Source organism: Bradyrhizobium sp. WYCCWR 13022, assembly GCF_030435535.1.
In the GTDB taxonomy this organism is placed as follows: Bacteria; Pseudomonadota; Alphaproteobacteria; order Rhizobiales; family Xanthobacteraceae; genus Bradyrhizobium.
Window position 1 is genome coordinate 1,268,479 of the sequence record NZ_JAUIZJ010000002.1, and the last position, 25,524, is coordinate 1,294,002.

The 25,524-nt window shown below is 64.0% G+C and carries 21 protein-coding genes; 5 read left to right on the forward strand and 16 right to left on the reverse strand.

Features of this window, described 5'->3' with window-relative positions; all coding sequences use genetic code 11:
- Window positions 1–60: 60 nt before the first annotated feature.
- Window positions 61–1,557 carry an MDR family MFS transporter gene (locus QY049_RS07310; RefSeq protein WP_258762257.1) on the reverse strand — a complete coding sequence of 499 codons (1,497 nt, stop codon included), beginning with the start codon at window positions 1,555–1,557 and terminating at the stop codon, window positions 61–63.
- Window positions 1,554–2,699 (reverse strand): HlyD family secretion protein, encoded by a 1,146-nt coding sequence (locus QY049_RS07315; RefSeq protein WP_258762258.1) that lies wholly within the window; start codon window positions 2,697–2,699, stop codon window positions 1,554–1,556. The genes QY049_RS07310 and QY049_RS07315 overlap by 4 nt, the downstream gene beginning before the upstream one ends.
- 138 nt (window positions 2,700–2,837) lie before the next feature.
- On the opposite strand from QY049_RS07315, the gene QY049_RS07320 reads away from it, so the two are divergent.
- Complete coding sequence (locus tag QY049_RS07320) at window positions 2,838–3,497, forward strand: TetR/AcrR family transcriptional regulator (protein ID WP_194476617.1); 660 nt, start codon at window positions 2,838–2,840, stop codon at window positions 3,495–3,497.
- Window positions 3,498–3,640: 143 nt separating this feature from the next.
- Here the strand turns inward: QY049_RS07320 and QY049_RS07325 are convergent, their stop codons facing one another.
- From QY049_RS07325 to QY049_RS07350, 6 genes are all read right to left on the reverse strand, one after another.
- Window positions 3,641–3,934, reverse strand: coding sequence for a DUF1330 domain-containing protein (locus tag QY049_RS07325; RefSeq protein WP_194476618.1), 294 nt, complete (start codon window positions 3,932–3,934; stop codon window positions 3,641–3,643).
- A gap of 2 nt (window positions 3,935–3,936) precedes the next feature.
- Window positions 3,937–4,452, reverse strand: coding sequence for a peptide-methionine (S)-S-oxide reductase MsrA (gene msrA, locus QY049_RS07330; protein WP_258762259.1), 516 nt, complete (start codon window positions 4,450–4,452; stop codon window positions 3,937–3,939).
- Window positions 4,453–4,557: 105 nt separating this feature from the next.
- Entirely contained in the window at window positions 4,558–4,980 is a 423-nt protein-coding gene (locus QY049_RS07335) for an OsmC family protein (RefSeq protein ID WP_258762260.1), read from the reverse strand.
- 147 nt (window positions 4,981–5,127) lie between these two features.
- The gene (locus tag QY049_RS07340; protein WP_258762261.1) at window positions 5,128–6,441 is read right to left on the reverse strand and encodes an epoxide hydrolase family protein; all 1,314 of its coding nucleotides are present in this window, start codon (window positions 6,439–6,441) and stop codon (window positions 5,128–5,130) included.
- Window positions 6,442–6,685: 244 nt separating this feature from the next.
- Window positions 6,686–7,375 carry a VOC family protein gene (locus tag QY049_RS07345; protein ID WP_258762262.1) on the reverse strand — a complete coding sequence of 230 codons (690 nt, stop codon included), beginning with the start codon at window positions 7,373–7,375 and terminating at the stop codon, window positions 6,686–6,688.
- Between the two features lie 47 nt (window positions 7,376–7,422).
- On the reverse strand, window positions 7,423–8,094 hold the full coding sequence (locus tag QY049_RS07350) for a sensor histidine kinase (RefSeq protein ID WP_258762263.1): 672 nt from the start codon (window positions 8,092–8,094) through the stop codon (window positions 7,423–7,425).
- 341 nt (window positions 8,095–8,435) lie between these two features.
- Between QY049_RS07350 and QY049_RS07355 the strand changes: the two genes are divergently transcribed.
- The 3 genes from QY049_RS07355 (at window position 8,436) to QY049_RS07365 (ending at window position 13,286) form a co-directional block, all read left to right on the forward strand.
- Entirely contained in the window at window positions 8,436–11,273 is a 2,838-nt protein-coding gene (locus tag QY049_RS07355) for a winged helix-turn-helix domain-containing protein (RefSeq protein ID WP_258762265.1), read from the forward strand.
- A 118-nt stretch (window positions 11,274–11,391) separates the two neighbouring features.
- Entirely contained in the window at window positions 11,392–12,099 is a 708-nt protein-coding gene (locus tag QY049_RS07360) for a hypothetical protein (RefSeq protein ID WP_258762266.1), read from the forward strand.
- A 200-nt stretch (window positions 12,100–12,299) separates the two neighbouring features.
- Window positions 12,300–13,286, forward strand: coding sequence for a helix-turn-helix domain-containing protein (locus tag QY049_RS07365; RefSeq protein ID WP_258762267.1), 987 nt, complete (start codon window positions 12,300–12,302; stop codon window positions 13,284–13,286).
- Between the two features lie 211 nt (window positions 13,287–13,497).
- Here QY049_RS07365 and QY049_RS07370 read toward each other — a convergent pair whose 3' ends face one another.
- The 7 genes from QY049_RS07370 to QY049_RS07400 form a co-directional block, all read right to left on the reverse strand.
- Window positions 13,498–14,481 carry an ABC transporter ATP-binding protein gene (locus QY049_RS07370; RefSeq protein WP_301269230.1) on the reverse strand — a complete coding sequence of 328 codons (984 nt, stop codon included), beginning with the start codon at window positions 14,479–14,481 and terminating at the stop codon, window positions 13,498–13,500.
- Window positions 14,478–15,467, reverse strand: coding sequence for an ABC transporter ATP-binding protein (locus tag QY049_RS07375; protein WP_258762269.1), 990 nt, complete (start codon window positions 15,465–15,467; stop codon window positions 14,478–14,480). Before QY049_RS07375 ends, QY049_RS07370 begins: the two co-directional genes overlap by 4 nt.
- A gap of 19 nt (window positions 15,468–15,486) precedes the next feature.
- Window positions 15,487–16,410, reverse strand: coding sequence for an ABC transporter permease (locus QY049_RS07380; RefSeq protein ID WP_194476629.1), 924 nt, complete (start codon window positions 16,408–16,410; stop codon window positions 15,487–15,489).
- Window positions 16,407–17,348: an ABC transporter permease gene (locus QY049_RS07385; protein WP_194476630.1), complete on the reverse strand. Its 942-nt coding sequence runs from the start codon at window positions 17,346–17,348 to the stop codon at window positions 16,407–16,409. Before QY049_RS07385 ends, QY049_RS07380 begins: the two co-directional genes overlap by 4 nt.
- A 17-nt stretch (window positions 17,349–17,365) precedes the next feature.
- Window positions 17,366–18,970, reverse strand: a complete 1,605-nt coding sequence (locus QY049_RS07390) for an ABC transporter substrate-binding protein (protein WP_194476631.1) — start codon at window positions 18,968–18,970, stop codon at window positions 17,366–17,368.
- 233 nt (window positions 18,971–19,203) lie between these two features.
- Window positions 19,204–20,673, reverse strand: coding sequence for a dihydropyrimidinase (gene hydA, locus QY049_RS07395; protein WP_258762270.1), 1,470 nt, complete (start codon window positions 20,671–20,673; stop codon window positions 19,204–19,206).
- A gap of 39 nt (window positions 20,674–20,712) precedes the next feature.
- A complete protein-coding gene (locus QY049_RS07400) occupies window positions 20,713–21,645 on the reverse strand; it encodes an N-carbamoyl-D-amino-acid hydrolase (RefSeq protein ID WP_258762271.1) in 933 nt (310 codons plus the stop codon).
- A gap of 1,257 nt (window positions 21,646–22,902) precedes the next feature.
- On the opposite strand from QY049_RS07400, the gene QY049_RS07405 reads away from it, so the two are divergent.
- Window positions 22,903–24,036 (forward strand): MFS transporter, encoded by a 1,134-nt coding sequence (locus QY049_RS07405; protein ID WP_301269231.1) that lies wholly within the window; start codon window positions 22,903–22,905, stop codon window positions 24,034–24,036.
- 53 nt (window positions 24,037–24,089) lie between these two features.
- Here QY049_RS07405 and QY049_RS07410 read toward each other — a convergent pair whose 3' ends face one another.
- The gene (locus QY049_RS07410; RefSeq protein ID WP_258762273.1) at window positions 24,090–25,523 is read right to left on the reverse strand and encodes an NAD-dependent succinate-semialdehyde dehydrogenase; all 1,434 of its coding nucleotides are present in this window, start codon (window positions 25,521–25,523) and stop codon (window positions 24,090–24,092) included.
- Window position 25,524 lies beyond the last annotated feature (1 nt).

Below are 25,524 nucleotides of genomic sequence, written 5' to 3' on the forward strand. Positions count from 1 at the left end.
ACGATCGCGGGACCAAATGATCGAAACTGAAGATGCGGTGTGATCTGCCCGCCGCCGCGATTAACCGGAGGGCCGTGGCCTGCGCAGAAAGAAGACGAGCGGCATCACGACGAGCATGGCGAACATCAGGATCTCGAACTGATCGATGACGGCAATGGTGGCCGCCTGGCGCGTGACCATGCCATTGAGGGCGGCAAGGCCCGGCTTGCCGATCGAACCCACCGTATTCGCCGCCACACGCAGCGGCGTAAGGTGCTTGGCGAGCGCGATGTGCATCGCCTGTGTGTTGGCATAGAAGAACAGCTGGACCACGGCGATTCCGATGGTGCTGCCATAGAGCCGCGACAGGCTGATCAGAGCGCTGCCTTCCGGGCGAAGCTTCGTATCCAGAGTTCCGAACGCGGCCCTGGCGAGCGTCGGCAGCAACATGCCGAGACCTGCACCCTGAAGGAAGCCAGCTTCGACGACCGGCCGCCAATCCATCGCCGGCGAATAGCCAAGCATCAGCCAATTGGCATAGACCACCAGCGCCATTCCCCCCAGGAGAAACGGCCGGTAATCGACCTGCGCCGGAACGAGACTCGTCAGCACCAGCGCTCCGACCAGCGCCATGCCGCGCGGGATCGTCATGTAACCGGTGGTGTCGACCGGGTAATTGAGCAACTCCTCCAGCATTGGGGACGTCAGGGCCAACGTCGGCAGCAGGACGAAACCCAGCGCGAAGGAGATCACCGTCGAAAGGATGAGGTTGCGATCCCTGAACAGGACCGTGCGCAGGAAATGCTCTCTTGTCGTCAACACGTGCACGATGAAGAGATAGAATCCCAGGACAGAGGCGCCTGCTTCGACCCAACTCTCCGTAGAGGCGAACCATTCGAGGCGCTCTCCGCGATCCAGCAGCATCTGCAGTCCGATCATCCCGACGGAGAAAGTCACAAGGCCGAAGAAGTCGAAGGGCTTGCTTCGCTCTGCGCGCTTCTCGCTCAGCAGTGACCTCATCGTCGGAAAGATGAATGCCACCATCGGCAGGCTGAAATAGAAGATCGACGGCCAGCCATAATATTCGGCGAGCCACCCGCCGATGGCGGGACCAGTGCTGATGCCAAGCAGGGAGCAAACGGTCCACGCCAGGCTCATGCGCGCATGCCGGGCGGCGGGTGTCACCTCGAGCAGGATCGCCAGCGACAGCGGTGCGAACGGTCCGCTAGCTGCGCCCTGAACAATCCTGGCCAGCACGAACTGGATCGACGTCGTTGCCAGCGTGTCGAGCACGAGGCCGAGCGCGAAGATGGCGAGAGCAGTCTGATAGATGGTCCTTCTGCCATAGCGCGCCGCGAGCCATTGTGTGATCGACATGCTGACGGCGCTTGCCGCGATATAGGAGGAGAACACCCAGCCAACCTCGTCGTTCGCCATCGAGAGCGTCGCCTGGATGTGCGGCAGCGCGGCGTTCGGCACGGAAATGTTGACCGATTGCATGTATGTCGCCAAAAGCGCCGCCGCGGTGATTGTGTGGTGACCGCCGACCGCAGCGCGGGATGGATGGAGCGTGCTCATTTGACCTCCATTGCGCGCGCGGGCTGGAGCAGATGCAGCGAGCTTTGGCGATGGCCCGTGTCGACACGCGCGGTCACGCTGATGCCCGAGAACAGTGGCCGGGTCGGATCGGGATCATCGAGTTCGAGGCGGACCGGCACCCTCTGGACGACCTTGACCCAATTGCCGGTCGCGTTCTCGGGCGGCAGCACCGAGAAGTCCGACCCAGTGCCGGGACTCATACTGACGATGTGAGCCTTGAACTTGCGGTCCGGATAAGCGTCGACGTCGATCACCGCTTCCTGGCCCGGACGCATGTGGGTCAGGCCTGTCTCACGGAAATTTGCTTCGATCCAGATGTCCCTGCTCGACATCAGCGAGAACGTGGGCGCCCCCGCGGCGACGAATGCGCCGACCTGCAGGTCATCGACCTTCGTTACCACGCCATCGTCGGGTGCCCTCACGGTGGCATAGGAGAGATCGAGGCGCGCGCGGTCGAATTGTGCCTTCGCCGCACGGACCGTCGGATGACGATCGATGTCAATATCAGGATCGCCGTTGAGCGCGACGACCGTGTTGGCAATCTGCTGTTCGATCGAAGCCGTGCGCTGACGCGCGACCTTGAGATCGGTCTCAGCCCGCTCATAGACCGCGCGCGGCGTGAAGTCGGAGGCAACCAGCATTTTCTTGCGGTCGAACTCGCGCTCGTCGAAAGCAGCTGTATCCCTCGCCGATTGCAATTCGGCCTGCTGCTGGCGGTAAGTTGCCTTGAGGGATTCGATCTGGAGCCGCGCGCTGCCGAGCCGGGCTTCGGCCTGATCGACGGCAATCTGATAAGGCTCCGGATCTATTCGGAACAAAATCTGTCCTTGGCGAACGCGTTGATTGTCGCGCACGGCGATCTCAACCGCCTGGCCGGACACCCGTGCGTTGATGGTCACTTTCGCGGCTCGGACGAATGCGTCGTCGGTCGAAATATAGCGTCCCTGCGCAAGATACATGAAGGCGCCGAACAGGGCAGCCGCGGCCGGCAGGACCAACATCAAGGGGCGGCGCAGCCGCCTGGAAAGATCAGTTCCGGGAAACGTTGCGGAAACTTCGCGTCCGCGGAAGCTCCCGAGATCGCCCAACCAGCCGGCGATTGGCGCAATCTTCAGACCCATCGTCCTCGTCCTTATATCTTTTAATAACGACCGTTACAAATATTGCACCGTCACGCAGCGATCAAGACCGCCCCATTGATTTTTATAACGATCCATACAAATATATGTGTAGAGCGCTGGAACCAGGATCTTGGCGACATGGCACGGAAGAAGAACGAGACGGGCCCGGCGCGCCGCGGACGGCCGCCGGCCTACGACGCAGAGACGGCCCTCAAACGGGCCACGGAAACGTTCTGGAGGGCTGGCTATTCCGGCACATCTCTCGACAGGATCGCCGTCGCGACCGGCATGAGCCCACCAAGCCTGTACGCGGTGTTCGGCAACAAGCACGCGCTCTATCTCGAAGCGCTCGCGCGCTATTGGGAGACGAGTCTGGCCGCCACCCGGGAGGCCCTTGCAGGGAACCATCCCCTGGATGAAGCCTTGATGTTGGCCTATGAGGCAGCCCTTTCGATCTATTTTTCCGGGAAAGGAACCGCTCGTGGCTGCTTCGTGGTCGGAACTGCAGTGACCGAAGTCGCGGAAGATGCGGAGATCCGCAGCAGCGTAGCGGCCGGACTGCGCGCGATCGATGCCGATTTCGAAGCCCGCTTTCGCCGCGCACGGGACGAGGGAGAATTGAAATCGAACGCAGACCCCGCTGCGCTTGCGATCCTTGCCGCCGCCACAATGCAGACGATTGCCATTCGCGCACGTGCCGGCGCTCGTCGCGCCGAGTTGCGAGAGCTCGCCCGGAAGGCGGTTGACGTGATCTGCGGATGCCGGCCGGAAGCGCACCGGGACGCGACTCCCGTCTGAGATCGAAGGCTTCATCAGGCGAACCAGTTGGCAGCCAGCGCTGCCGGCAAAGCGACAAGGATGGCTTGCACATTTCCGCCCGCTCTCGTTAGAGTCTAGCGATCGCCTTCAAACCCGGGACCAGCGCATTTCGCCGCCGGCCCTCATTCCAATCCTTCGATGATCCGAACGTCACGCTCGCACGCATTGCCGAGCGCCCGAAGCGCCTCCGCATAGGCCGGGCTGTCGTGCGCGCCCACGGCGAGTGCGAGGTTGTCGAACTCGGTCACCGTCGCGCGCTGGTCAATGCCCTGCTCGTAGGTCTTCGCGGCAATGCCGCGGGCGAGGAAACGACCACCATGGGCGGTGATCGCCGGCCCCGCGAGCTTTGCGTATGCCGCGAGCGCCTCTGAATCTGAAATCGAGCGATAGAACGTGATCCAGTATCCTCTCGCCATCGCTAGCCTCCCGCAACAGTCGCACGTCGTGGCAGCTTCCAGTCCGGTCGAATGAAATGACAGGTGTAGCCGGCAGGATAGCGCTCGAGATAATCCTGATGCTCCGGCTCGGCCTCCCAGAACTCGCCGACTGGCGTGACTTCGGTCACCACCTTGCCGGGCCACAGACCCGATGCCTCGACATCGGCAACGGTGTCCTCGGCGATGCGCTTCTGCTCGTCCGACGTGTAGAAGATCGCCGAGCGATAGCTCGTCCCCAGATCATTGCCCTGGCGATTGAGCGTGGTGGGATCGTGGATCTGGAAGAAGAACTCCAGCATGGTCCGGAAGCTGGTCTTGGCGGGATCGAACATGATCTCGATTGCTTCGGCGTGACCTTCGTGATTGCGATAGGTCGCGTTCTTCACCCGGCCACCGGTATAGCCGACCCGCGTGGCGATCACGCCTGGCTGCTTGCGGATGAGATCCTGCATGCCCCAGAAGCAGCCTCCAGCCAAAACCGCGCGCTCTGTCGTCATGTGATGTATCCCTTCTGCTCCGCCGTCTCGCCCAGGACTTTGCCTTCATCGGACTGATGCTGGCAAGTCCCGGGAATGAGCCTTGCAACAGCTCCCGGCGCCGGCTCAGATCAACTTGGCGTCGAGTGTGATCGTCGCGTTCAGCACCTTCGACACCGGGCAATTCTTCTCGGCTTCGCCCGCGATACGGGCAAAGCCGGCATCGTCGAGGTTCGGCACCTTGGCGCGCAAGGTCAGTGCGGACTTACTGATCTTGAATCCCTTGCCTTCTGGATCGAGGGTCACTGCGGCCTCGGTGGTCAGCTCCGTCGGCGTGAAGCCCGCGAGTTGAAGACCGAAGGCCAGCGCCATCGTAAAGCAGCCCGCGTGGGCCGCTGCGATCAATTCCTCGGGATTGGTGCCCTTCTCATTCTCGAAGCGGGTCTTGAAGGAGTATGGCGTGTCGGAGAGCACGCCGGACTCACTCGATAGATGGCCTGTGCCGTCGCGGCCGGTGCCCTGCCAAACTGCTTTCGCCTTGCGGATCATGTTGTTTCTCCTTGCCTTGATTTGGAGTCGTCCAGCGGCGCTCCTGCCCACGATGGGAAGCGGCCCCGCTGGCGCTACCAGGGACGATCCAAGATTTGCGCCATTGAAGTGTCTTTTGAAGGGCGGGATGCGTCTGCCCCACCTGCCTCAGATCGACTGACGCAGCGGTCGGAACGCGGTGCGCATTTCCGCGCAGAACAATGCCGGCTGCTCCCAGGCCGCGAAGTGGCCGCCCTTGTCGAGTCGGTTGTAGTGAATCAGCTTGGGATATGCCTTCTCGGCCCAACTGCGCGGCGCGGCATAGATCTCATCCGGGAAGACGCTGACAGCGACTGGGATATTCACGTGCTTTGGCGCAAAGAACACCAGCTTGTTCTCCCAGTACAGCCGCGCCGACGACACCGCCGTGTTGGTGAGCCAGTAGAGCGTGATGTTATCGATGACGTCATCGCGCGACAGGCCTTCGGTCTTGCCGTCGAAAACCCGCGCCATCATCGCGGCACTACGGGCGTCGTGATCGAGCATCCAGGACGCCAGACCCGCCGGCGAGTCCACCAGGCCATAAAGCGTCTGTGGCCGGTTCGACATCTCGATCGCGTAGCCGAGGCCGTGCTTGTAGAAATCGTCGAGCTGGTCGTAAGCGTAGTTCTCGTCGGCGGAGAGGCCTGAAGGCTTCGATCCGCCGGGCTGGAGCGCGTTGGCGATATCATCAGGGACGGTTGCAGGCATGTTGGTGTGGATGCCGAGCAGTTCCGGCGGCGCCAGCAGCGCCATCTGCTCCGTGACTGCATTGCCCCAATCCCCGCCCTGGGCGACGTAACGGGCGTAGCCGAGCCGCTTCATGAGCACGACCCAGGCCCGCGCGACACGCTGCGGATCCCAGCCGAGTTCCGTCGGCTTGCCGGAGAAGCCGTGGCCCGGAAGCGAGGGGATCACGAGGTCGAATGCATCCGCCGCCGCCGCGCCGTGCGCAGTCGGATCCGTCAGTGGACCCACGATCTTCATCTGCTCGATGATCGAGCCGGGCCAACCATGTGTGACGATCATCGGCAGCGCGTTGTCGTGTCCGGAACGCACGTGAATGAAGTGAATGTCGACACCGTCGATCTTGGTGACGAATTGCGGCAGCGCGTTCAGCCGCGCCTCCATCCTGCGCCAGTCGTAGTCGGACTGCCAATAGCGAACCAGCTGCTGGACCGTCGTGAGCTGCACGCCCTGCGACTGGTCGGCGACGGTCTCGCGATCCGGCCACCGCGTTGCCGCAAGTCGGCGGCGCAGATCGAGCAGATCTTCCTCTGCGACATTGACATGGAACGGGCGGATCGCGCCACTCGCGGCAGCTTTCACCTGATGCAGCGGCAACAGGCTCGCGACACCAGCGGCAACGGCGCCCATCGCGGCCTGATTCAACAATTGGCGGCGATCCGGGTTCAGGATGTCGGCTCGTGCTTGCATCGTCATCTGGATCTCCATCGTTCTGATTGGTGACCTCGACCGAATTCGAAATCGCCAGGATCGGTTCGTCCTGTGGCGACCTTGGCCCAAGCATCCGCAATTTGCTCGTTATGGATTGTTAGACTGCGTTAGGCGTTGCGAGTCGCAGCCGCATTCAAGGCCAATGAGTGCCAAGGCACACAAGGTGCGCAAATGCATCACGGCGCGCGATAAGTGCTCGCGCGCCGGGCCTGGTAGATATTGCTGCGCATCAGGTCGGCAGCGGCTGGCCTAGCTGCTCGCGCACGATGTAGTCGGCATACCAATCCTGCCAGTTCTCATCGTGCGCGCCGGTCCGCTTCTCATGCTCACCATGCGCCACTGCCGCGCGCCGCAACGCGCGCGCAAGCTCGCTCGACGAGGAGAACGTGGCGTCCAGCGCGTCGATGCGGCCGGGCAGTCGCATGGTCACTTCCTGAAAGAACCATCCGTTGCCGTCGGGATCCCTGAAGGAGGCAAACGAACTGTAGCTGCCGCGTTCTGGATCAGCACCGCCGAGCCTGATGCGGCCGAACAGATACGGCTCGTCCGTTCCGGCGTGAACATCGCCGCCGCCGTGGAAAGGTTTGCTGACCTTGACGCCGCGCGTGAGCAGATCCTGTCGTGCAGCTTCAAGATCGGAGACGATCAGATACAGGCCCTGGGCAGACCCGGGCGCCGCCGATGTAACGTTCGTGCCGAAAATCACCGAACAGGTCGACCCCGGCGGTGTGAACTGGATGACACGCCAGCCATCGGCGGAAGCGAAATCGGCGTCCAGTCTCCAGCCGAGTTTTGCATAAAATGCCTTGGCTCGGTCGACATCCGATACGGAGATCACGACGACCTCGAGCTTGAGATCGGTTCGACGCGATTTCGACACTTCCGTTTCGACGTCGCGCTTTATCTCAATGATGGTCATGTCGAACTCCCTGATTTGGCGTGCGGGTTCGAGAGTGAAGCGGGTGTCTAGGCTGGTTCAATCGGCATCGTGATGGATATGCGCGTGCCGCCCTGCCCCGCATCGCCGAACAAGCGCGCACCGAGGCTGCGCGCCAATCCTTCCAGAATCCGGCTGCCGGCCCCCTGAAGGGGTCTGGTCGCACCGACGCCGTTGTCGGCGACCGTGCAAAACCAACAGCCCTCGTGGTTCGCCATTTCGATGCGGATCACCGCGCCATTCTTGTTCGGAAAGGCATGCTTGGCAGCATTCGTGACCAGCTCCGTCAGCATCAGAGCGAGGCGGTGGCACTGCCATGCCGGCAGCGTGCCACTTTCGATCGCGGCCTCGCACCGGACGCACGCCGGCTCCAGCACCGCCGCGGAGAGCGCACTACACAGGTTCTCGAAGAAGGCCTCGACGGAGATCTCCGCGAGATCATCATTGTCGGACAGCAGCTGATAGAGCCTGCCGAAGGCGACGATCCGCCGCTCCAGCCGGTCCACCGCAACCGACATGTCTCGGCCTCCGGCCCGCGTGAAGTCGCGACGGACTGACGCGCCCAGCAGCGTCAGCGTGTTCTTCATGCGATGGTGCGACTCCCGCAGCACGAGTTCCCAATCCCGCGAGACGTCATCCAGATTGGCGACGAGGTGAGCTCGAACGTCCCCGTCGTTCGGCCGAGAGCTGATATCGTGGATCATAGTCTCCCCCGTTGGAAATAGGCCTAACTCGAGCGCTATACTGATGCAGACCCGCGCCGCGCGCTCGTTAGACGTTGCAAGATTTTGTTATGATCGAATGGGCGTGATGCTTGCGCGACGCGGCCGATGCATCCGTTCCGAGGCGCACTGCCGAACTTTCGCGCTTTCCGCACAAGCCGTTCGGGTTTAAACAAAATTCGTCGCGTTTCGACCGTGCTCTTTGGACCCGATCGCATGCCCGCTGCGCGATTCCGCCGCTTTCGGCAGGTTTACTCACGGTCTCGTTCTGGTAGATCAAACAAGACAGCAGCACTTTCCTTTCGCTGGAATCATGGCGCGTGCCAGACAATAACGACCAGGACTCAGCCATTTCCTTCGGGGCCTTCCGGCTGTTTCCTCGGTCGCGGCTGCTCGAGAAGGACGGCGTGCCCCTTCACCTCGGCGGCCGCGCGCTCGATATCCTGATCTTTCTCGCGGAGCGAGCAGGCGAGGTCGTCGACAAGCGAGAGTTGGTCAAGCGGGTCTGGGCCGATGTGAACGTCGACGAGGGCAGCCTGCGCTTTCACATCACCTCGCTGCGCAAGGCCTTGGGCGATGCCGGCGAAGGCGCCCGCTATGTCGTCAACGTTCCTGGCCGCGGCTATTGCTTCACGGCACCGCTGCTCCGCGCCGCACCCGCGGAAGTCAGGACAAGCGCTGTTGCTCCCTCGCTTCAGTCGCTTCCCGCTCCGCTCGCCAGGATGATCGGACGAGATGACGCCGTCGAGAAGATCGCGGCCGAACTTTCCCTGCATAGGTTCGTTACGATCGTCGGGCCCGGCGGCATCGGCAAGACATCGGTCGCACTGGCCGTGGCGCATGGCCAGCAAGCGGGCTTCGAGGGCCAGGTCTGCTTCGTCGATTTTGGCGCGTTGACCGACCCGCGGCTCGTTTCCGGCACGATCGCGGCGGCTCTCGGCCTGACGGTCAGTTCCGGCGATCCGATACCGGGACTGCTGCAGTCGCTGCGCAGCCGTCGGATGCTGCTGCTGTTCGACAGCTGCGAGCATATCATCGACGAGCTCGCTCCGCTGGCAGAGCGCATGGTGCGGGAAGCCCCTGCGCTGCACGTTCTCGCCACCAGCCGCGAGTCCTTCCGCACCGAGGGCGAACGAGTGTACCGGCTGTTTCCGCTGGATTGTCCGCCGCAACGCGACGGACTGAGCATGGCCGACGTCCTCGCCTATCCGGCAAGCCAGCTTTTCGTCGAGCGGATCACGGAAAGCCTGAGCGAATTCGAACTCAGCGAGGAGGACGCGCCTCTCGTCGCCGATATCTGCCGGCGCCTCGACGGGATTGCGCTCGCAATCGAGCTTGCCGCCGGACGAGTCAACGCTTATGGGATCGCCGGCACGGCCTCGCTACTCGACAGCCGTTTCTCGCTCTTGTGGCGGGGACGCCGTACCGCGATTCCCAGGCACCAGACACTCAGCGCGGCGCTGAGCTGGAGCTACGACCTCCTGCCCGCGGCCGAGAGTGCGACCTTGCGCGGCCTGTCGGTCTTCGTCGGGCCGTTCACGCTGGAAGCTGCGCTCGCCGTCGCCGCAAGTCAGGGCATCGACGAGGCGGAAGCGGTCGAAGCGATCTCGAACCTGCTGTCGAAATCCCTGATTGCGACGTCGCCTGCGGAACGAAGGCTGAGATACCGCCTGCTCGATACGACCCGCGCCTTTGTCGGCGACAAGCTCGTCGAGAGCGGCGAATCGGCCCGCGTCGCGCGCGCCCACGCTGATTATTTCCGCGACTTCCTGCACGACATCTCCGTCAAATCGACCGGCATGCAGAGCACGGGCGGCTTCCTGCCCTATGCCGATCATCTGCCGAATGTGCGGGCCGCGCTGACCTGGAGCTTTTCCGAGGCCGGCGACCGCGCGGTCGGCGTGGACCTTGCGGCGGCGGCCGCGCAGTTCTTCCTCGAGCTCACCTTGTTGACGGAATGCCATAGCTGGACCCAGCAGGCGCTTGCCTCCGCCGATGGGATCGACAGCCGCAAGGAAATGACCTTGCAGGCGGCTCTCGGCGTCTCCGTGATGTTCACGCAAGGCAATACGGAAGGGGTACGGTCGGCGTTCACGCGAAGCCTGCATCTGGCCGAGGGCCTCGACGACCTGCACTGGCAACTCTGGCTGTTGCGCGGGCTGCACATCTACCTCACCCGGGTCGGAGATTTTCACGGCGCGCTCGGCACCGGCGTACAGGGCGAAAGCGTCGCCAGGAAACTGAACGACCCGACCAGCACGCTGAACGTCGAGTGGATGCTCGGCGTCGCGCATCATCTGATCGGCAACCAGGACAAGGCCGTCCAGTTCTGCGAGAGCGCGATGGTGCACAATCCGGGCTCGCAACGGCTCAATATCGGCCATCTCGGCTATGACGACCGCATCGTCGCGCTGGTCGCCCTGGCGCGCGGGCTCTGGCTCAGCGGCCGGCCCGATCGTGCCATCGAGGCGGCGAGATACACCGTGAGAGAGGCCGAGCAGCTCGAGCAACCTTTGACGCTCGGGATCGCCCTGATCTGGACGATCTACGTGTTTCTATGGGTCGGCGACTGGACCAGCGCAGAAAGCCTGATCGAGCGGCTGATCGACCACGCCGCACGGCACTTCCTCGGCCCCTATCACGCGGTCGGTATCGGCCAGAAGGGCGAGCTCCTGCTCCGCCGCGGGGACATCGCCGGCGGCATCGAGCATCTGCGCCGCAGCCAGGCGACCTTGTACGCCACTCGGCACAGAATCATGACGACCGTGTTTGCGACGGCGCTCGCGGAGGGGTTGGCGGCCCAGAACCAGGCCGGCGAGGCCTTGCGCACGATCGATGAAGCGATCGCCCAGATCGGCGACCACGGCGAATCCTTCGACATGCCGGAAATGCTGCGGGTCAAGGCCGACATTCTGGTCCAGTCCGCCAGGACGACCGAGGCAGAGACCTGGCTCCAGCAATCGCTGGCCTTGTCGCGCCGGCAAGGCGCGCGCGGCTGGGAGTTGCGGGGGGCGATGAGCCTCGTTCACATCTGGCAGCAGGCCGGACGAAAGCGCGACGCGCAGGCCCTGCTCGCGCCACTGGTTGCGCAGTATCACGAAGGCCTGTCGAGCCGTGACCTGATCGCCGCGAAGGCACTGCTGAGCGTCCTGAATTAGGAGCATCTTCAACAGGATACCGCCCGATTGCGCTCTTGCAACTCCTAACAACTTCTAACACGCCAAGCCGCACCCGTCCCGCCATGGTGCAGACAATTCATGGTGGAAGCAGTGAGACATGGCACTTCTTGACGATGCGATCGACGCCTGCGGAGGCCTGGTCCGCTGGAACAGCTTGAGCCGGTTTACGCTGCATCTTTCCGTTGGGGGGGCCCTGTTTTCCGACGCGGGACATGCCAGGGAATTCAAGGACGTGACCGCGGAGGGATCGACGCGCACACAATCGGTCCGCTTCACCGGGATCACCGGCGGCGAGCAGTCCGGCGCGTTCGCGCCCGACGCGATCACGATCGAAAGCCTGGACGGACAGGTGCTTCGGACCTGGCGCAACCCGAGCCTCGCCTTTCCGACCAACGGCACGCACGCGCTCGCGGACGAACTGCATCTGGTGTTCTTCTGCGGCGTCCAGATCTGGAACTATCTCACCACCCCGTTCCTCCTCGCCCGTCCTGACGTCGTGGTGGAGGAGCTGCCGCCCTGGCAGGAGAACAATGAGACATGGCGCCGCCTTCGCGCGCAATTCCCGTCGAGCCTGATCAACCTTGCGTCCGAGCAAGTGTTCTACTTCGATGCTAGTGCTTTGCAGCGACGCACCGATCACGATCTCCTCGGCGCACGGGTCGCGCATTATTCGTGGGCCCACGATGTCTTCGGTGGCATCGTCGTTCCAACGCTTCGGCGCACCCTGACATTGCAGCCCGACGGCACCGCGATGGCCAAGCCCGTGCTGATCGACGTCGAGATCTTCGACGCCGTCTTCGAATAGCGGCATGTCCTTGAAATATTGGCTAAAGCCAAACCCGATGCGACCGGCCGCCGCACCCTGCACACTCGCACATAATCTAACAGATCCTAATCACCCCTAACGAGCTTCCAGACCTGCTTAGGCCTAACCTTTCAACATACCAAGATCGCGGGTTCGCAGCTCGCCAAAAGCACGACCGCGAAGCTGAGAGAGGATAAGCAATGTTGACCGAAGCGCAGACGGCCTACACCTGGATTGATTGTCCGGCCGGTTCGCGGGATCGGGAAATCCCTCACACGAGTCTGACGGTCGCCCGAGAAGTCGAATGGCGCCAGATTGCGTCGAGTTCGACGAATGAGGACATCACGATCTCGCGCTGGGAAGCTTCGCGGGACGCCAAGCGGCACGAAGCAACGACTCCCGATGGCCGGTATTTCGTCGGCATCGCCCTGAAGACCACGCGGGCCAAACTGACCAGGGAACGCCAGATCATTTTCGACGGCACGATGCCGTCAGGCACGCTCTATGTCAGTGCGCCGTCGCGACGACTGAGCGCGCAATTCGAGGGACCGTGTGACTTCCTGCACTTCCATATATCCGCCGACCATTTCCCTGCGCGATGGTCGCCGGATGCAGCCGAGGAGCTCGACGACCTCGTTTTGCTGCGCGATCCGCTCGCTGCCGGACTGACCAGGGCTCTCGCCGAGCAGGGCGATGCCGCAGGCCACCAATTTGCCCGTTGCATCGGCGAGATTCTCGCGATGCATCTGGCCCGCCCCGAATTGCCGCGCGCCAAGGTCAATGCCCTGCCGAAATGGCGGCTGCGGCGCGTCGAGCACCATATTGCGGCCCATTTCGAACGCGGCATCAGCCTGTCCGAACTCGCCAATGTCGCCGGCCTCTCGAGAATGCATTTCGCCGCGCAATTCCGTGCAGCGACGGGCTATCGCCCCCGTGAATATCTGCTCAATCATCGCATCGAGCAGGCGAAGTCGATGCTGACGACGACCGAGAGACCATTGGCCGAGATCGCTCTTGCAGTCGGCTTCAGCACGCAGGCGCATTTTTCGACCGTGTTCAAGCGCATCAGCGGCGAGACCCCGGCGCGCTGGCGCGCGGCCTCCAAGGGCCACCGGCCTGACGTTGAAGTGCTCTCACGACGACGTCCATCATGGGATCGGGATCACATCGTGAGCACCGCCGCATGACAAGGCTGGCGACAACCTTCTTGGCGTAAGTGCCCTGCAGCTTGCGCCGGCTCGCGCCCTTCTCCTCCCGGGCCTACGAGCCTCTCGGGGCCGCCCTGCTCCCCACAAGGCGGCCCCTTTTTCGGCCGCCTATTCGGTCCATCCGTTCGCCTACGCGCCCGGTTCTGCCGAGATCTGGCGGCCATTGAGCAACATCAGCTGACGCCGCCCTCTATCCCGCCGGCAGCGCATCGAGGTGGCAGGCCACCCATTGCTCGCCTTCGGTCGAGCGAAGCTGCGGCTCTTCCGTCCTGCAACGGTCGAACACATACGGGCAGCGGGTGTGGAAGCGGCAGCCCTTCGGCGGATTGATTGGGCTCGGCACGTCGCCGCCGAGGATAACCGGATTGCGCTTGGCTCCGGGTTCCGGCAGCGGCACCGCCGAGAGCAGCGCCTTGGTGTAGGGATGTCTCGGCGCGGCAAAGATCTGCCGCCGCGGCGCCACCTCGACGATCTTGCCGAGATACATCACCGCGACGCGATGGGTCATGTGCTCGACGATCGCAAGATCATGGCTGATGAACAGCAGCGCCAGTCCGTACTCGCGCTGAAGATCCTGCAGTAAATTGACGATCTGCGCCTTGACGGAGACGTCGAGCGCGGAGACCGCCTCGTCGCAGACGATCAGCTCGGGCTCGGCCGCGAGCGCCCGCGCGATGCCGATGCGCTGGCGCTGGCCGCCGGAGAATTCGTGCGGCCGGCGGTTCAGCGCCTCGCGCGGCAGGCGCACCGTATCCATCAGCGCCGTCACGCGCGTCTCGAGATCGGCCGCGGACTTGGCGAGGCCGAAATTGCGGATCGGCTCGGCCAGGATGTCGCGCACGCGCATGCGCGGATTGAGGCTCGAGAACGGATCCTGAAACACCACCTGCACACGTCGCCGCATCTGGCGCATCGTGCTCGGATGCGCGTCATCGATGCGCTGGCCGTCGAGGATCACCTGGCCCGACGTCACGTCGAACAGCCGCAGGATCGCGCGGCCGACCGTGGACTTGCCGCAGCCGGACTCGCCGACCAGCGACAGAGTCTCGCCGCGCGCGATCTCGAACGACACGCCGTCCACCGCATAGACGAATTCGGTCTTCCGTCCGAATAGGCCCTTGTTGACCGGAAAATGCTTCTTGAGGTCGTTGACCTGGAGCAGCGGGGTACTCATGCCGCGACCGCTCCCTTGGCGGCGTAGTGGCAGGCGGCGATGTGGCGGGGGCCCTTCTCTTCGAGCCCCGGCGCGAACTGCCGGCACAGATCGGTCGCCTGCGCGCAACGGCCGGCAAAAACGCAGCCGGTGATCGGCTTGCGCAGGTCCGGAACCTGTCCCGGAATTTCGGCAAGCCGCGTCGCGGTGCCGGCGAGCGACGAGCCCAGCTTCGGCACCGCGCCGAGCAACCCTTGCGTATAGGGATGGCGCGGCGAGCGGAACAGCTCGGCCACCGGCGCCTCCTCGACCTTGCGGCCCGCATACATCACCATGACGCGCTCGGCAATCTCGGCGACGACGCCGAGATCGTGAGTGATCAGGATGATCGCCGCGCCGACGCGGCGCTTCAGGTCCAGCATCAGCTTCAGGATCTGCGCCTGGATGGTGACGTCGAGCGCCGTGGTCGGCTCGTCCGCGATCAGGAGCTTCGGGTTGCACGCGAGCGCAATCGCGATCATCACGCGCTGGCGCATGCCGCCCGAGAGCTGGTGCGGAAATTCACGCACGCGCCGCTTCGGCTCGGGAATGCCGACCAGCGTCAGCATCTCGATGGCGTGGGTCTCGGCTGCCTGCTTGTCGAGCCCCTGATGAATCATCAGCGTCTCGCGGATCTGGCGGCCGACGGTCAGGACCGGATTGAGGCTCGTCATCGGCTCCTGAAAGATCATCGAAATGTCGTTGCCGCGGATGGCGCGCATCTCCCGGTCTGACAGCTGCAAGAGGTCCCTGCCTGCGAAGCGGATGGCGCCCGCAATCCTGCCCGGCGGCTCCGGGATAAGCCGCATCAGGGACATCGAGGTCACCGACTTGCCGCAGCCGGACTCGCCGACGATGGCGAGTGTCTCGCCTTCGTTGACGTGGAAGGACACGCCGTCCACCGCGCGGTTGATGCCGCTGGGGGTGCGGAAGTGGGCCTGGAGATTTTCGACTTCGAGCAATGCCATCGCGATCAGCCTCTGGACACTAGAGACGCTTGGCCATGCGCGGATCGAGCGCATCGCGAAGGCCGTCGCCGAGCAGGTTCACGGCAAGCACGGTGACCGAGAGGAAAGCCGCTGGAAAGAAGACAATGTAGGGCTTGACCTGCCACAGCGCGCGGCCTTCGGCCATGATGTTGCCCCAGGACGGAATGGTCGGCGGCGTGCCGGCGCCGATGAAGGACAGGATCGCTTCCGTGATCATGGCGCTGGCGCAGATATAGGTCGCCTGCACCAGCATCGGCGCCAGCGTGTTCGGCAGGATGTGGCGCAGGATGATCATCGGCGTCCGCGTGCCGCAGGCCACCGCGGCATCGACATAGGGCTGCTCGCGCAGCGACAGCACCACGCTGCGAACGAGCCGCGAGACGCGCGGGATTTCGGCGATGGTGATGGCAAGGATGACGTTGCCGACACTGCCGCGCGTCAGGGCCATCAGCGCGATCGCGAGCAAAATCGGCGGGATCGACATCAACCCGTCCATGAAACGCATCAGGATGCCGTCGGCCCAGCGGATGAAGCCGGAGACGACACCGATGGCGAGCCCGGCGGCGGAGGCCAGCGCGGCGACCGAGAGGCCGACCGTCAGCGAGACCCGCGCGCCAAAGAGCACGCGCGAATAGATGTCGCGGCCGAGCACGTCGGAACCGAACCAGAAATCGGCCGAGGGCGCACGCGTGCGTTTTGCCGGTGCGAGCGCCGTCGGATCGACCGTTCCGAGATAGGGCGCAAAGACCGCGATCAGAACCAGCGCCAGCAGCAGCGCACCGCCGATCGCGACCGTGGGATGGCCGCGCAACAGCCCGATGAAACCGCGCCGGATCGCGACCGGCCGGAGGATGTCGGGCAGTTGCGGCGCAAGGACGAGGCCGGCCGGAAGCGATTGCGGGTTGACGGTGGCATCGGTCAATAGCGGATCCTCGGGTCAACGAGCGTGTAGGTGACGTCGATCATCAGGTTGACGAGGACGTAGACGAAGCTGAACAGCAGCACGATGCCCTGGATGACGGGATAGTCGCGGCGCAGGATCGCATCGATCGTGAGACGGCCGAGGCCCGGAATCGCGAACACGCTTTCGGTCACGACCGCGCCGCCGATCAGGAGCGCGATGCCGATCCCGATCACGGTCACGATCGGCACCGCCGCGTTCTTCAGCGCGTGAATGAACAGGATGCCGCCCTGCCCGAGACCCTTGGCCTTCGCGGTGCGGATGTAGTCCTGCTGCAACACCTCGAGCATGGCAGCGCGCGTGATGCGCGCGACCAGCGCGATGTAGACGCAGCCGAGCGCAACGGCCGGCAGGATCAGGTTCTCCAGCCAGGGCCAGAAGCCTTCGGTGAGCGGCGTATAGCCCTGCACCGGAAGCCATTCGAGCCGGAGCGCGAAGATGTAGGCCAGCATGTAACCGACCACGAAGACCGGCAGCGAGAAGCCGAACACCGCGAAGCCCATGATGGCCCGATCGATGAAGCTGCCGGCCTTCCATGCCGCAATCACGCCGAGCGGCACCGCGACGACGATCGTGAGCAGGAGCGTCACGATCATCAGCGACAGCGTCGGCCCGAGACGCTGTCCGATCATGGTCGACACCGGAAGATTGGTGAAGATCGAGGTGCCGAGATCGCCGTGCAGGATGCGCCAGACCCAGCTTCCGAACTGGATCAGGAACGGCCGGTCGAGGCCGAGGCTCTGGCGGATGCGCTCCACATCCTCCGGGCTCGCCTGGTCGCCCGCGATCACCACGGCGGGATCGCCCGGCGCGATGTAGAGCAGGCTGAACACGAACAGCGCGACGATCGCCATCACTGGCAGGGTCGCGACCAGGCGACGGAGGATGTAGGAGAGCATCTGGCTTCAGCGCGCGATCATGCGGACTTCGACACGCCCCAGAACAAGGGCACGGGTCCCTTGGCAACGCCGGAGACGTTCTTGCGCCACGCCGTGTAGCTCAGGAAGAAGCCGGTCGGTGCGTAGACGACGTCGTCCATCGCAGCCTTGTTGAGGCGGCCGATGGCGGCCTTCTCCTCATCGAGATTCTTGGCCTCGAACCAGGACGTGACCTCCTTTTCAGTGGCCTCGCTGGTGGGCCAGCCGAACCAGGCCTTGTCGCCGTTGGCGCGAATGGCGGTGTAGGGAGCCGGATTGACGCAATCCGCGCCCGCATGCCAGGTGTGGAACATGTTCCAGCCGCCCTGTCCCGGCGGGGTCTTCAGTGCGCGGCGCGCGCCGACCGTGCCCCAGTCGGTTGCCACGAAGTCGACGTTCATGCCGAGCTTCTTCAAAAGGTCCGCGGTCACATCGCCCATGGCCTTGGTGATCGGCTGGTCTTGCGCGACGAGGCATGTCACCGGCTCGCCTGAATAGCCGCTCTCGGCGAGCAGCTTCTTGGCGGCATTCAGATCGCGCTTGCCCTTCAGGATATCGCCGCCCAATTCCGTGTAGAGCGGCGTGTCCGGCGTGAAGAAGCTGGGCAGCGCCTTCCACAGCGAATTGTCGTCGCCGACGATCGAGCGCATGTAGTCTTCCTGGCTGAGCGCCATCAGCACCGCACGCCGCGCCTTGACGTTGTTGAACGGCGGATAGAGGAAGTTCATGCGGAACGAGCCGATATTTCCGAGGGGATCGCCGATATCGACGCTGATGTTCTTGTTGTTCTTCAGAACCGGAACGAGATCCGCGATCGGATTTTCCCACCAATCGACCTCACCGTTCTGCAGCGCGGCCGCCGCCGTGGCCGGGTCCGGCATGATCACCCACTCGACGCGATCGATCATCACCTGTTTGCCGCCGGCGAGCCAGGACGGCTTCTCCTGCCGCGGCACGTAGTCGGTAAATTTCTCGAACACGGCCTTCGCGCCGGGGACCCACTCGCCCTTGACGAATTTCAGCGGACCGGAGCCGACATAATCCGAGATCTGCTTGAACGGATCCGTCTGCGCGATGCGCTCCGGCATGATGAAGGCGCAAGGCGAGTTGTTCTTGCCCAGCGCGAACAGCATTTTCGGGTAAGGCTGTTTCAGCACCCATTTGAAGGTACGGTCGTCGACTGCAGTCAACTCCTGCTGGATCGCCTTGAGCATCAGGCCCATCGGATCACGCGCCGCCCAGCGGTTGAGGCTCGCGACAACGTCCTTGCTCCGCACCGGCTCGCCATCATGGAATTTGAGGCCCGGGCGCAGCTTGAATGTCCAGGTCGTGCCGTCATCGGTCACTTCCTCGGACTCGACCATCTGCCGCTGCGGCTGGAACGAGGAATCGATGCCGTAGAGCGTGTCCCAGACCATCGCGGCCGCATTGCGCACGACATATTGCGTGCCCCAGATCGGGTCGAAATTGGCGAGATTGGCCTGCGGCACAAAGCGCAAGGTGCGGGCGGCGGCGCCTTGCGCGATCGCGGGGGCCGAGAGGCCGCCGGTCAATGCCAGACCGCTCGCTCCGGCCAGTCCCTTCAATACGCTCCTGCGATCCATAATGTCCTCCCAGTCATGCCGTGATGCCGGCCGTTCATTGGCCAAAGGCAGGTGAAACAGAGCCCATTAGCGTGCAAATGGTATGCCACTGGTCGCACCTTCGCCAGCAGGTTCTCCTAGACTTTAGGACCCGTCGTCGCGCAGCAGCATGAACGCGTCCGTGCCGAGCCGCTGGGAGCCGTTCTGTTCGAGGAGCCTCCCGGACGATGGTCTTCACCGCACGCGATGCAGGATCACAGCAGCCTCGCCCCAAAATTCCGCTCCGGATCCATGTCGGCGACGAGCCGACCGGCCGGCTTCGCTGCCGCGCCGCCGCTGCGCGCCAAAAATTGTCCGCTGCCGGCGCTCGCAAGACATTTGCCGCCGTCGATGATCACACGGCCACGTGACAATACCGACACCGGCCACCCCTTCAGCTTGCGGCCTGCGAACGGCGTGTAGCCGGCGAGGTCGTGCATCATGCCGTCCGCGATCGTGGTCTCCCGATTGGGATCCCAGATCGCGATGTCGGCGTCGGCACCAACGGCGATCGAACCCTTGCGCGGATGCAGATTGTAGATTTTCGCCGGCGCCGTCGCGGTCAGTTCGACAAACTTTTCGAGGCCCAGCCTGCCCTTCGAGACCATCGCGTCGAACAGCAGCGGCAACCGCAGTTCGAGTCCCGGCAGGCCGTTCGCGACCTGCTTGAAGTTCGGATTGGGGCCGGCGCGCAGCTTGCCGGTCTCGTCATAGCGATACGGCGCGTGGTCAGACGAGATGGTCTGGAGATCGCCGAGCGACAGCGCCTGCCACAGCGCCTCCTGATCGGCATGCGTGCGCGGCGGAGGGCTGCACATCCACTTGGCACCTTCCGTGCCGGGCTTGTCGAGATCGTTGGCGGTGAGGAAGAGATATTGCGGACACGTTTCCGCAAAGACCTTCAGCCCCTGCCCGCGCGAGTCACGGATCACCTTGGCGCCCTCGGCGGTCGAGACATGAAAGATCATGATCGGCTGGTCGATCAATGCCGCCATGCCGATCAGCCGGGTGAAGGCTTCGGCTTCCGACACGCGCGCGTGGCTGACGGCATGGTATTTCGGCATGGTGTAGCCGCGCGCGAGCAGGCGTTTCACCATCCAGGCGATGATGCCGTGGTTCTCTGCGTGGGCACACAGCATCGCGCCGGACTGGCGAGCCGCGAGGAGAATGTCGAGCAGCGGCTCGTCATCGACCTTGAGCCGGTCGTACGTCATGAAGATCTTGATCGACGCATGGCCCTGCTTCACCAGCGCGGGAATGTGCTCCTCGACCGTTTCCTTCGTTGCGTCCGCGATGATCATGTGGAAGGCGTAGTCGATCACCGCGCCCTTCCTTGCGAGCGCGTGATAATCCGCGACCACCTGCGGCAGATTCATGCCGACATGCTGGGCCGCAAACGGAATCACCGTGGTGGTGCCGCCAAAGGCCGCCGACACAGTAGCACTCTCAAACGTGTCGGCATTCATGATACCGGCGGCAGAGAGCTGCTCGATATGCGCGTGGCTATCGACGCCACCCGGCAGCACCAGCTTGCCGCGCGCGTCGATCTCGCGCCTGGCTGGAGGCAGCCCACGGCCGATGGCCGCGATGGTCTCGCCGGAGATCGCAACGTCGGCCTCGAACACGTCGGTGGTGGTGGCGACGCGACCGCCGCGGATGATGAGGTCGTAGGTGGGGTCTGTCATGAGGCACTCCATGAACGATCGCCAGAAGGTCGACCGGCGTCACTTCTGCGGCGGCGGCACCGCGCCAGTGCGGCTGGTGATCAGGCCGTAATGCTCGATACGGCGGTGCTGCGCGAAATTGAAGATCGTGGTCTTGCCGAACATGGTCGCATCGAGATCGCAGGCATGGACCAGAAGCTCGTCTTCCTCCGTTTTCGCCTCGGCGACAATCTCGCCGTTGGGATCGACGATCAAGCTCCCGCCAAACAATGCGTGGCCGTCCTCGACGCCGGCCTTGGCGACCGCGACCACCCAGGTCGCATTCTGGTAGGCGCCGGCCTGCACGGAAAGGCGGTTGTGGAACAGGCGCTTCTCGAGGCCCTCCTCGCCCCGCTCCGCATTCACCGAGGGCGTGTTATAGCCGATCAGCACCATCTCGACGCCCTGCAAGCCCATGACGCGATAGGTCTCGGGCCAGCGCCGATCGTTGCAGATGGCCATGCCGATGATGCCGCCGAGTTCCCGCCAGACGTTGAAGCCGAGATCGCCCGGCTCGAAATAGCGCTTCTCCAGATGCTGATGCGACCGATGGGTCTCGTATTCCACGTGGCCCGGCAAATGGACCTTGCGATATTTGCCGACGATCTTGCCCGACTTGTCGGTGAGAACGGCGGTGTTGAAGTGGTGGCCGTCGGGCGTGAGCTCGGCGTACCCGAAATTCATCGCCATCCGATGCTGCGCCGCGCGTTCGAACAGCGGCCTGGTCGCCGCGTTCGGCATTTCGCGCTCGAACCAGCCGTCGAACTCGGCGCGGTCTTCCACGTACCAGCGCGGGAAAAACGTCGTCAGCGCCAATTCCGGATAGACGATCAGGTCGGCGCCTCTTGCTTTCGCCTCGTCCATCAGCGCGATCATGCGCTTGACCACGGCCTCGCGGCTGTCGGCCTTCTGAATCGGGCCCATCTGGGCGGCGGCAACTGTGACGATACGCATCAGCGATGTCCTGACTTCTTGACGACTTTTTTTGGCGAGGCTGGCGATCGCAGCTTCAAGGGCGGGTCGGCGGGCGCAGCATAACGCAGCCGCGCGCCGTTTTTCCACCAAGCAGCTTTCATGCCGTCTGCCTTCCATTCGGCACCACGCGACCCCGGCACGCCAAACCCTCGGGCGCAGAGATGATGCCACACGCCCGGACGGTGCGGTTCGCGCCCCTATCTCGAGGGGTCACGTGCCCGCGGAGTGAGCAAACGAGTTGGCGGATCGTTCACGGCAGAAGCGTGCAGCGCACCACGGATTTCACAGGGGGAATCGCGACGTTCGCTGCGCTGCGTCCCGAGCACATCAAACCGTCTGGCTAATTTGCAGGCTTTGGAATGGAGATACGAGGGCATTGGATGCCCATGAGCTATGCACAGCCGTCAGCTCAGCTTCTCCCGGCGCGCGGCCCAATCCCGGGTTCCTGCAGGCACGCCTTCGCGGCCTCGCGGCGGGTTTCGCCCGGGGTTTGCTGTTCGCGTCACGCCCTCAAAACAAAGGGCGCAGGGAAGGCCGGGTGCCGGCCGGCACCCACGGTCCGCTGTGCGCATGTAGCGCAAAAAGAACTGCACAGCGGCATACAGGTGTGGCCGAACACACGGCCTTCCCTGCGCGATGGTTGGACGGCTTATGCCGTGCTCTCCCGGGAGCCGAATTCCTTCTGGCCTCCCTCGCCCGACGGAAGTCACCGGCACCGCGCCGGTTGGCGCGATGCCGCATCCGCAAGACTTGACCGTAGCGACGACGGCCGGGACCACACGGTTTTGCCGTACGCAAGCGACCCTGCTTCGCCAAGAGGCTTCGCAGAGCATCGAGCGCCGTTCGTACAACGCGGCTTGCAAGACGCTCACGGGGTTCGGCTCAATCCATCGCCCCACCCTGCGGCCCGCATCCGCGACGGCGCTGCCCGCGTCCACCGCGACCCGATCCGCGGCTCGTGACGACGTACGACCGCCCCTTTTCGCCGGATCAGGATGGGCGACACATACGACAAAACCGAATTTCGGTAAAGCGGAATATTTTGGATGGCGCCGGTTGACCCAGGGTTTGCATGTTTTGCCTGTCAGGCAACGCAAGGGATTGTGGCTGACATCGCAATGATACAATTCGTCAACTCACAGCGCCGGCGGAACCCTGGCGTTCACTCCTGGTTGATGATCTAAGCACACGCCCCCGCGATCACGCGCGCTTCGTTTCCCTCCCGGAGTTTTACCGATGAGTTCAGCCGACAGGCCGGCGACGCGGCTCGCCACGCGCCTTTCGTTCCTGGTCGCCGGCTTCGGCCTCGCCTGCTGGGCGCCGCTGGTGCCGTTCGCGAAGGAGCGACTCGCGGTCGGCGACGCCGTCCTCGGCCTGCTGCTGCTCAGCCTCGGTATCGGCTCGGTCGCCGCGATGCTCGCGACCGGCGCCTTGAGCGCTCGTCACGGCACCAGGCCGATCATCATCGCCGGCGGGATCGGCCTCGCCGTGGTCCTGCCGTTGCTGGCCATTGCCGGATCTCCGGCCACATTGGCGATTGCCTTGCTCGCATTCGGCGCTGCGCTCGGCTCGATCGATGTCGCCATGAACATCCACGCTGTCGAGGTCGAACGCGCGGCAGGGATTCCGCTGATGTCGGGCTTTCATGCGCTGTTCAGCATCGGTGGATTCGCGGGATCCGCGGTGATGACGGCGCTGCTGTCGTTTCATCTCGGACCGCTCGCATGCGCATTGATCTGCTCGGTGCTGATGCTGATCGCGATGGCGCTCGCCTCGCCGCGCCTGTTGCGCTCGGCACAGGCGCAGGAAGGACCGCTGTTCGTGCTGCCGCATGGCGTCGTGCTGCTGTTGGCGCTGCTGGCGGCCATCACCTTCCTGATCGAGGGCGCAATGCTCGACTGGGGCGCGCTGCTCGTCATCGGCACCGGGCTCGTCCGCGAAGCGCAAGGCGGGATCGGCTACATCGTGTTCTCGATCGCTATGACCGTCGGCCGGCTCGGTGGCGACGCCGTCGTGGCGCGTGTCGGCGATCGCGCAACGCTGGTCGGAGGAAGCCTGCTTGCGATCGCAGGCCTTGCGGTGCTGCTGCTGGCACCGAGCGCGGCCGTTGCCATCGCCGGCTTCCTGCTCATCGGCCTCGGCGCCTCGAACCTCGTACCGGTGCTGTTCCGTGGCGCGGCCGGGCAGACCGCGATGCCCACGGGGCTAGCGGTGGCGTCGATCACCACCGCCGGCTATGCCGGTGTTCTGGTTGGCCCCGCCGGCATCGGATTTGTCGCGCACGCGGTCGGCTTGCCCACGGCATTCCGGATGCTCGCCGCGATGATGTTTCTCGTCACGCTGTCCGCACGTGCCGTGACCAGAAAATAGAAAGGCGCGCCACGGTCTGCCGTGACGCGCCTGCGGTGGACGTGGCGCGAGCCCTACGCGCTGGCCTGCGTCACGAACTTCGTATTCAGGTAGCCCTCGATCGCCTCGAGACCGCCTTCGGAGCCGTAGCCGGAATCCTTGATGCCGCCGAACGGCACTTCCGGCAGCGCAAGGCCATGATGGTTGATCGAGACCATGCCGCTCTCGACGTCGGCGCCGATCGCCTGCATCGTCTTGGTCGAGGTGGTGTAAGCATAGGCCGCAAGCCCGTAAGGCAGACGGTTGGCCTCGGCCACCACTTCGTCATAGCTGCGAAACGACGTGATAGGCGCCAGCGGGCCGAACGGCTCCTCGTTCATGATGCGGGCATCGCGCGGCACGTCGGTGATGACGGTCGGCTCGAAGAAGAAGCCCTCATTGCCGATGCGCTTGCCGCCGGCCTGGATCTTGGCGCCGCGCTGGACCGCATCCGCGACGAAGCCTTCCATGGCGTCGACACGGCGCGGATTGGCGAGCGGACCCATGCGGGTGTCCTTGTCGAGGCCGTTGCCGACCTTGAGACCCTTGGCCGCCGCGACGAACTTGTCGACGAAAGGCTGGTAGACGCTTTCATGCACCAGGAAGCGGGTCGGCGAGACGCAGACCTGGCCGGCATTGCGGAACTTGTTGGCCGAGAGAATCTTCGCGGCGTTGTCGAGGTCGGCATCCGCGAACACGATCGCCGGCGCGTGGCCGCCGAGCTCCATGGTGACGCGCTTCATGTGCAAGCCGGCAAGCGCGGCCAGATGCTTGCCGACTGCGGTCGAGCCGGTAAAACTGATCTTGCGTATGATCGGATGCGGAATGAGATATTCCGACACTTCCGACGGCACGCCGAATACCAGCTGGACGACGCCGGCGGGAATGCCCGCGTCGGCATAGGCGCGCACCAGCTCCATGCAGCTTGCGGGCGTCTCTTCGGGGCCCTTGACGATGATCGAGCAGCCGGCAGCGAGCGCAGCCGAGATCTTGCGGACGGCCTGGTTGATCGGGAAATTCCAGGGCGTGAAGGCTGCGACCGGGCCGACCGGCTCCTTGGTCACGAGCTGCGAGACATTGCCCATCCGCGGCGGCACGATGCGGCCATAGGCGCGGCGGGCTTCCTCCGAGAACCAGTCGATGAGGTCGCCGGCCAGCATGGTCTCGCCCTGGGCTTCCACCACCGGCTTGCCCTGTTCCATGGTCATGACAGGCGCGATCTCGGCGGCGCGCGAGCGGATGATGTCGGCGGCCTTGCGCATCAGCTTGTAGCGGTCGAACGGCGAGGTCTTGCGCCAGATTTCGAAGCCGGCCCTGGAGGCTTCCAGCGCACGGTCGAGATCGGCCTTCGAGGCGTGGGGGGTCTTGCCGATCGGCTGGCCGGTGGCGGGATTGAGGATGTCCTCCGACTTGCCGGAAGTGCCGTCGGTCCACTGGCCGGCGATGAACATTTGAACTTTCGGGTACATC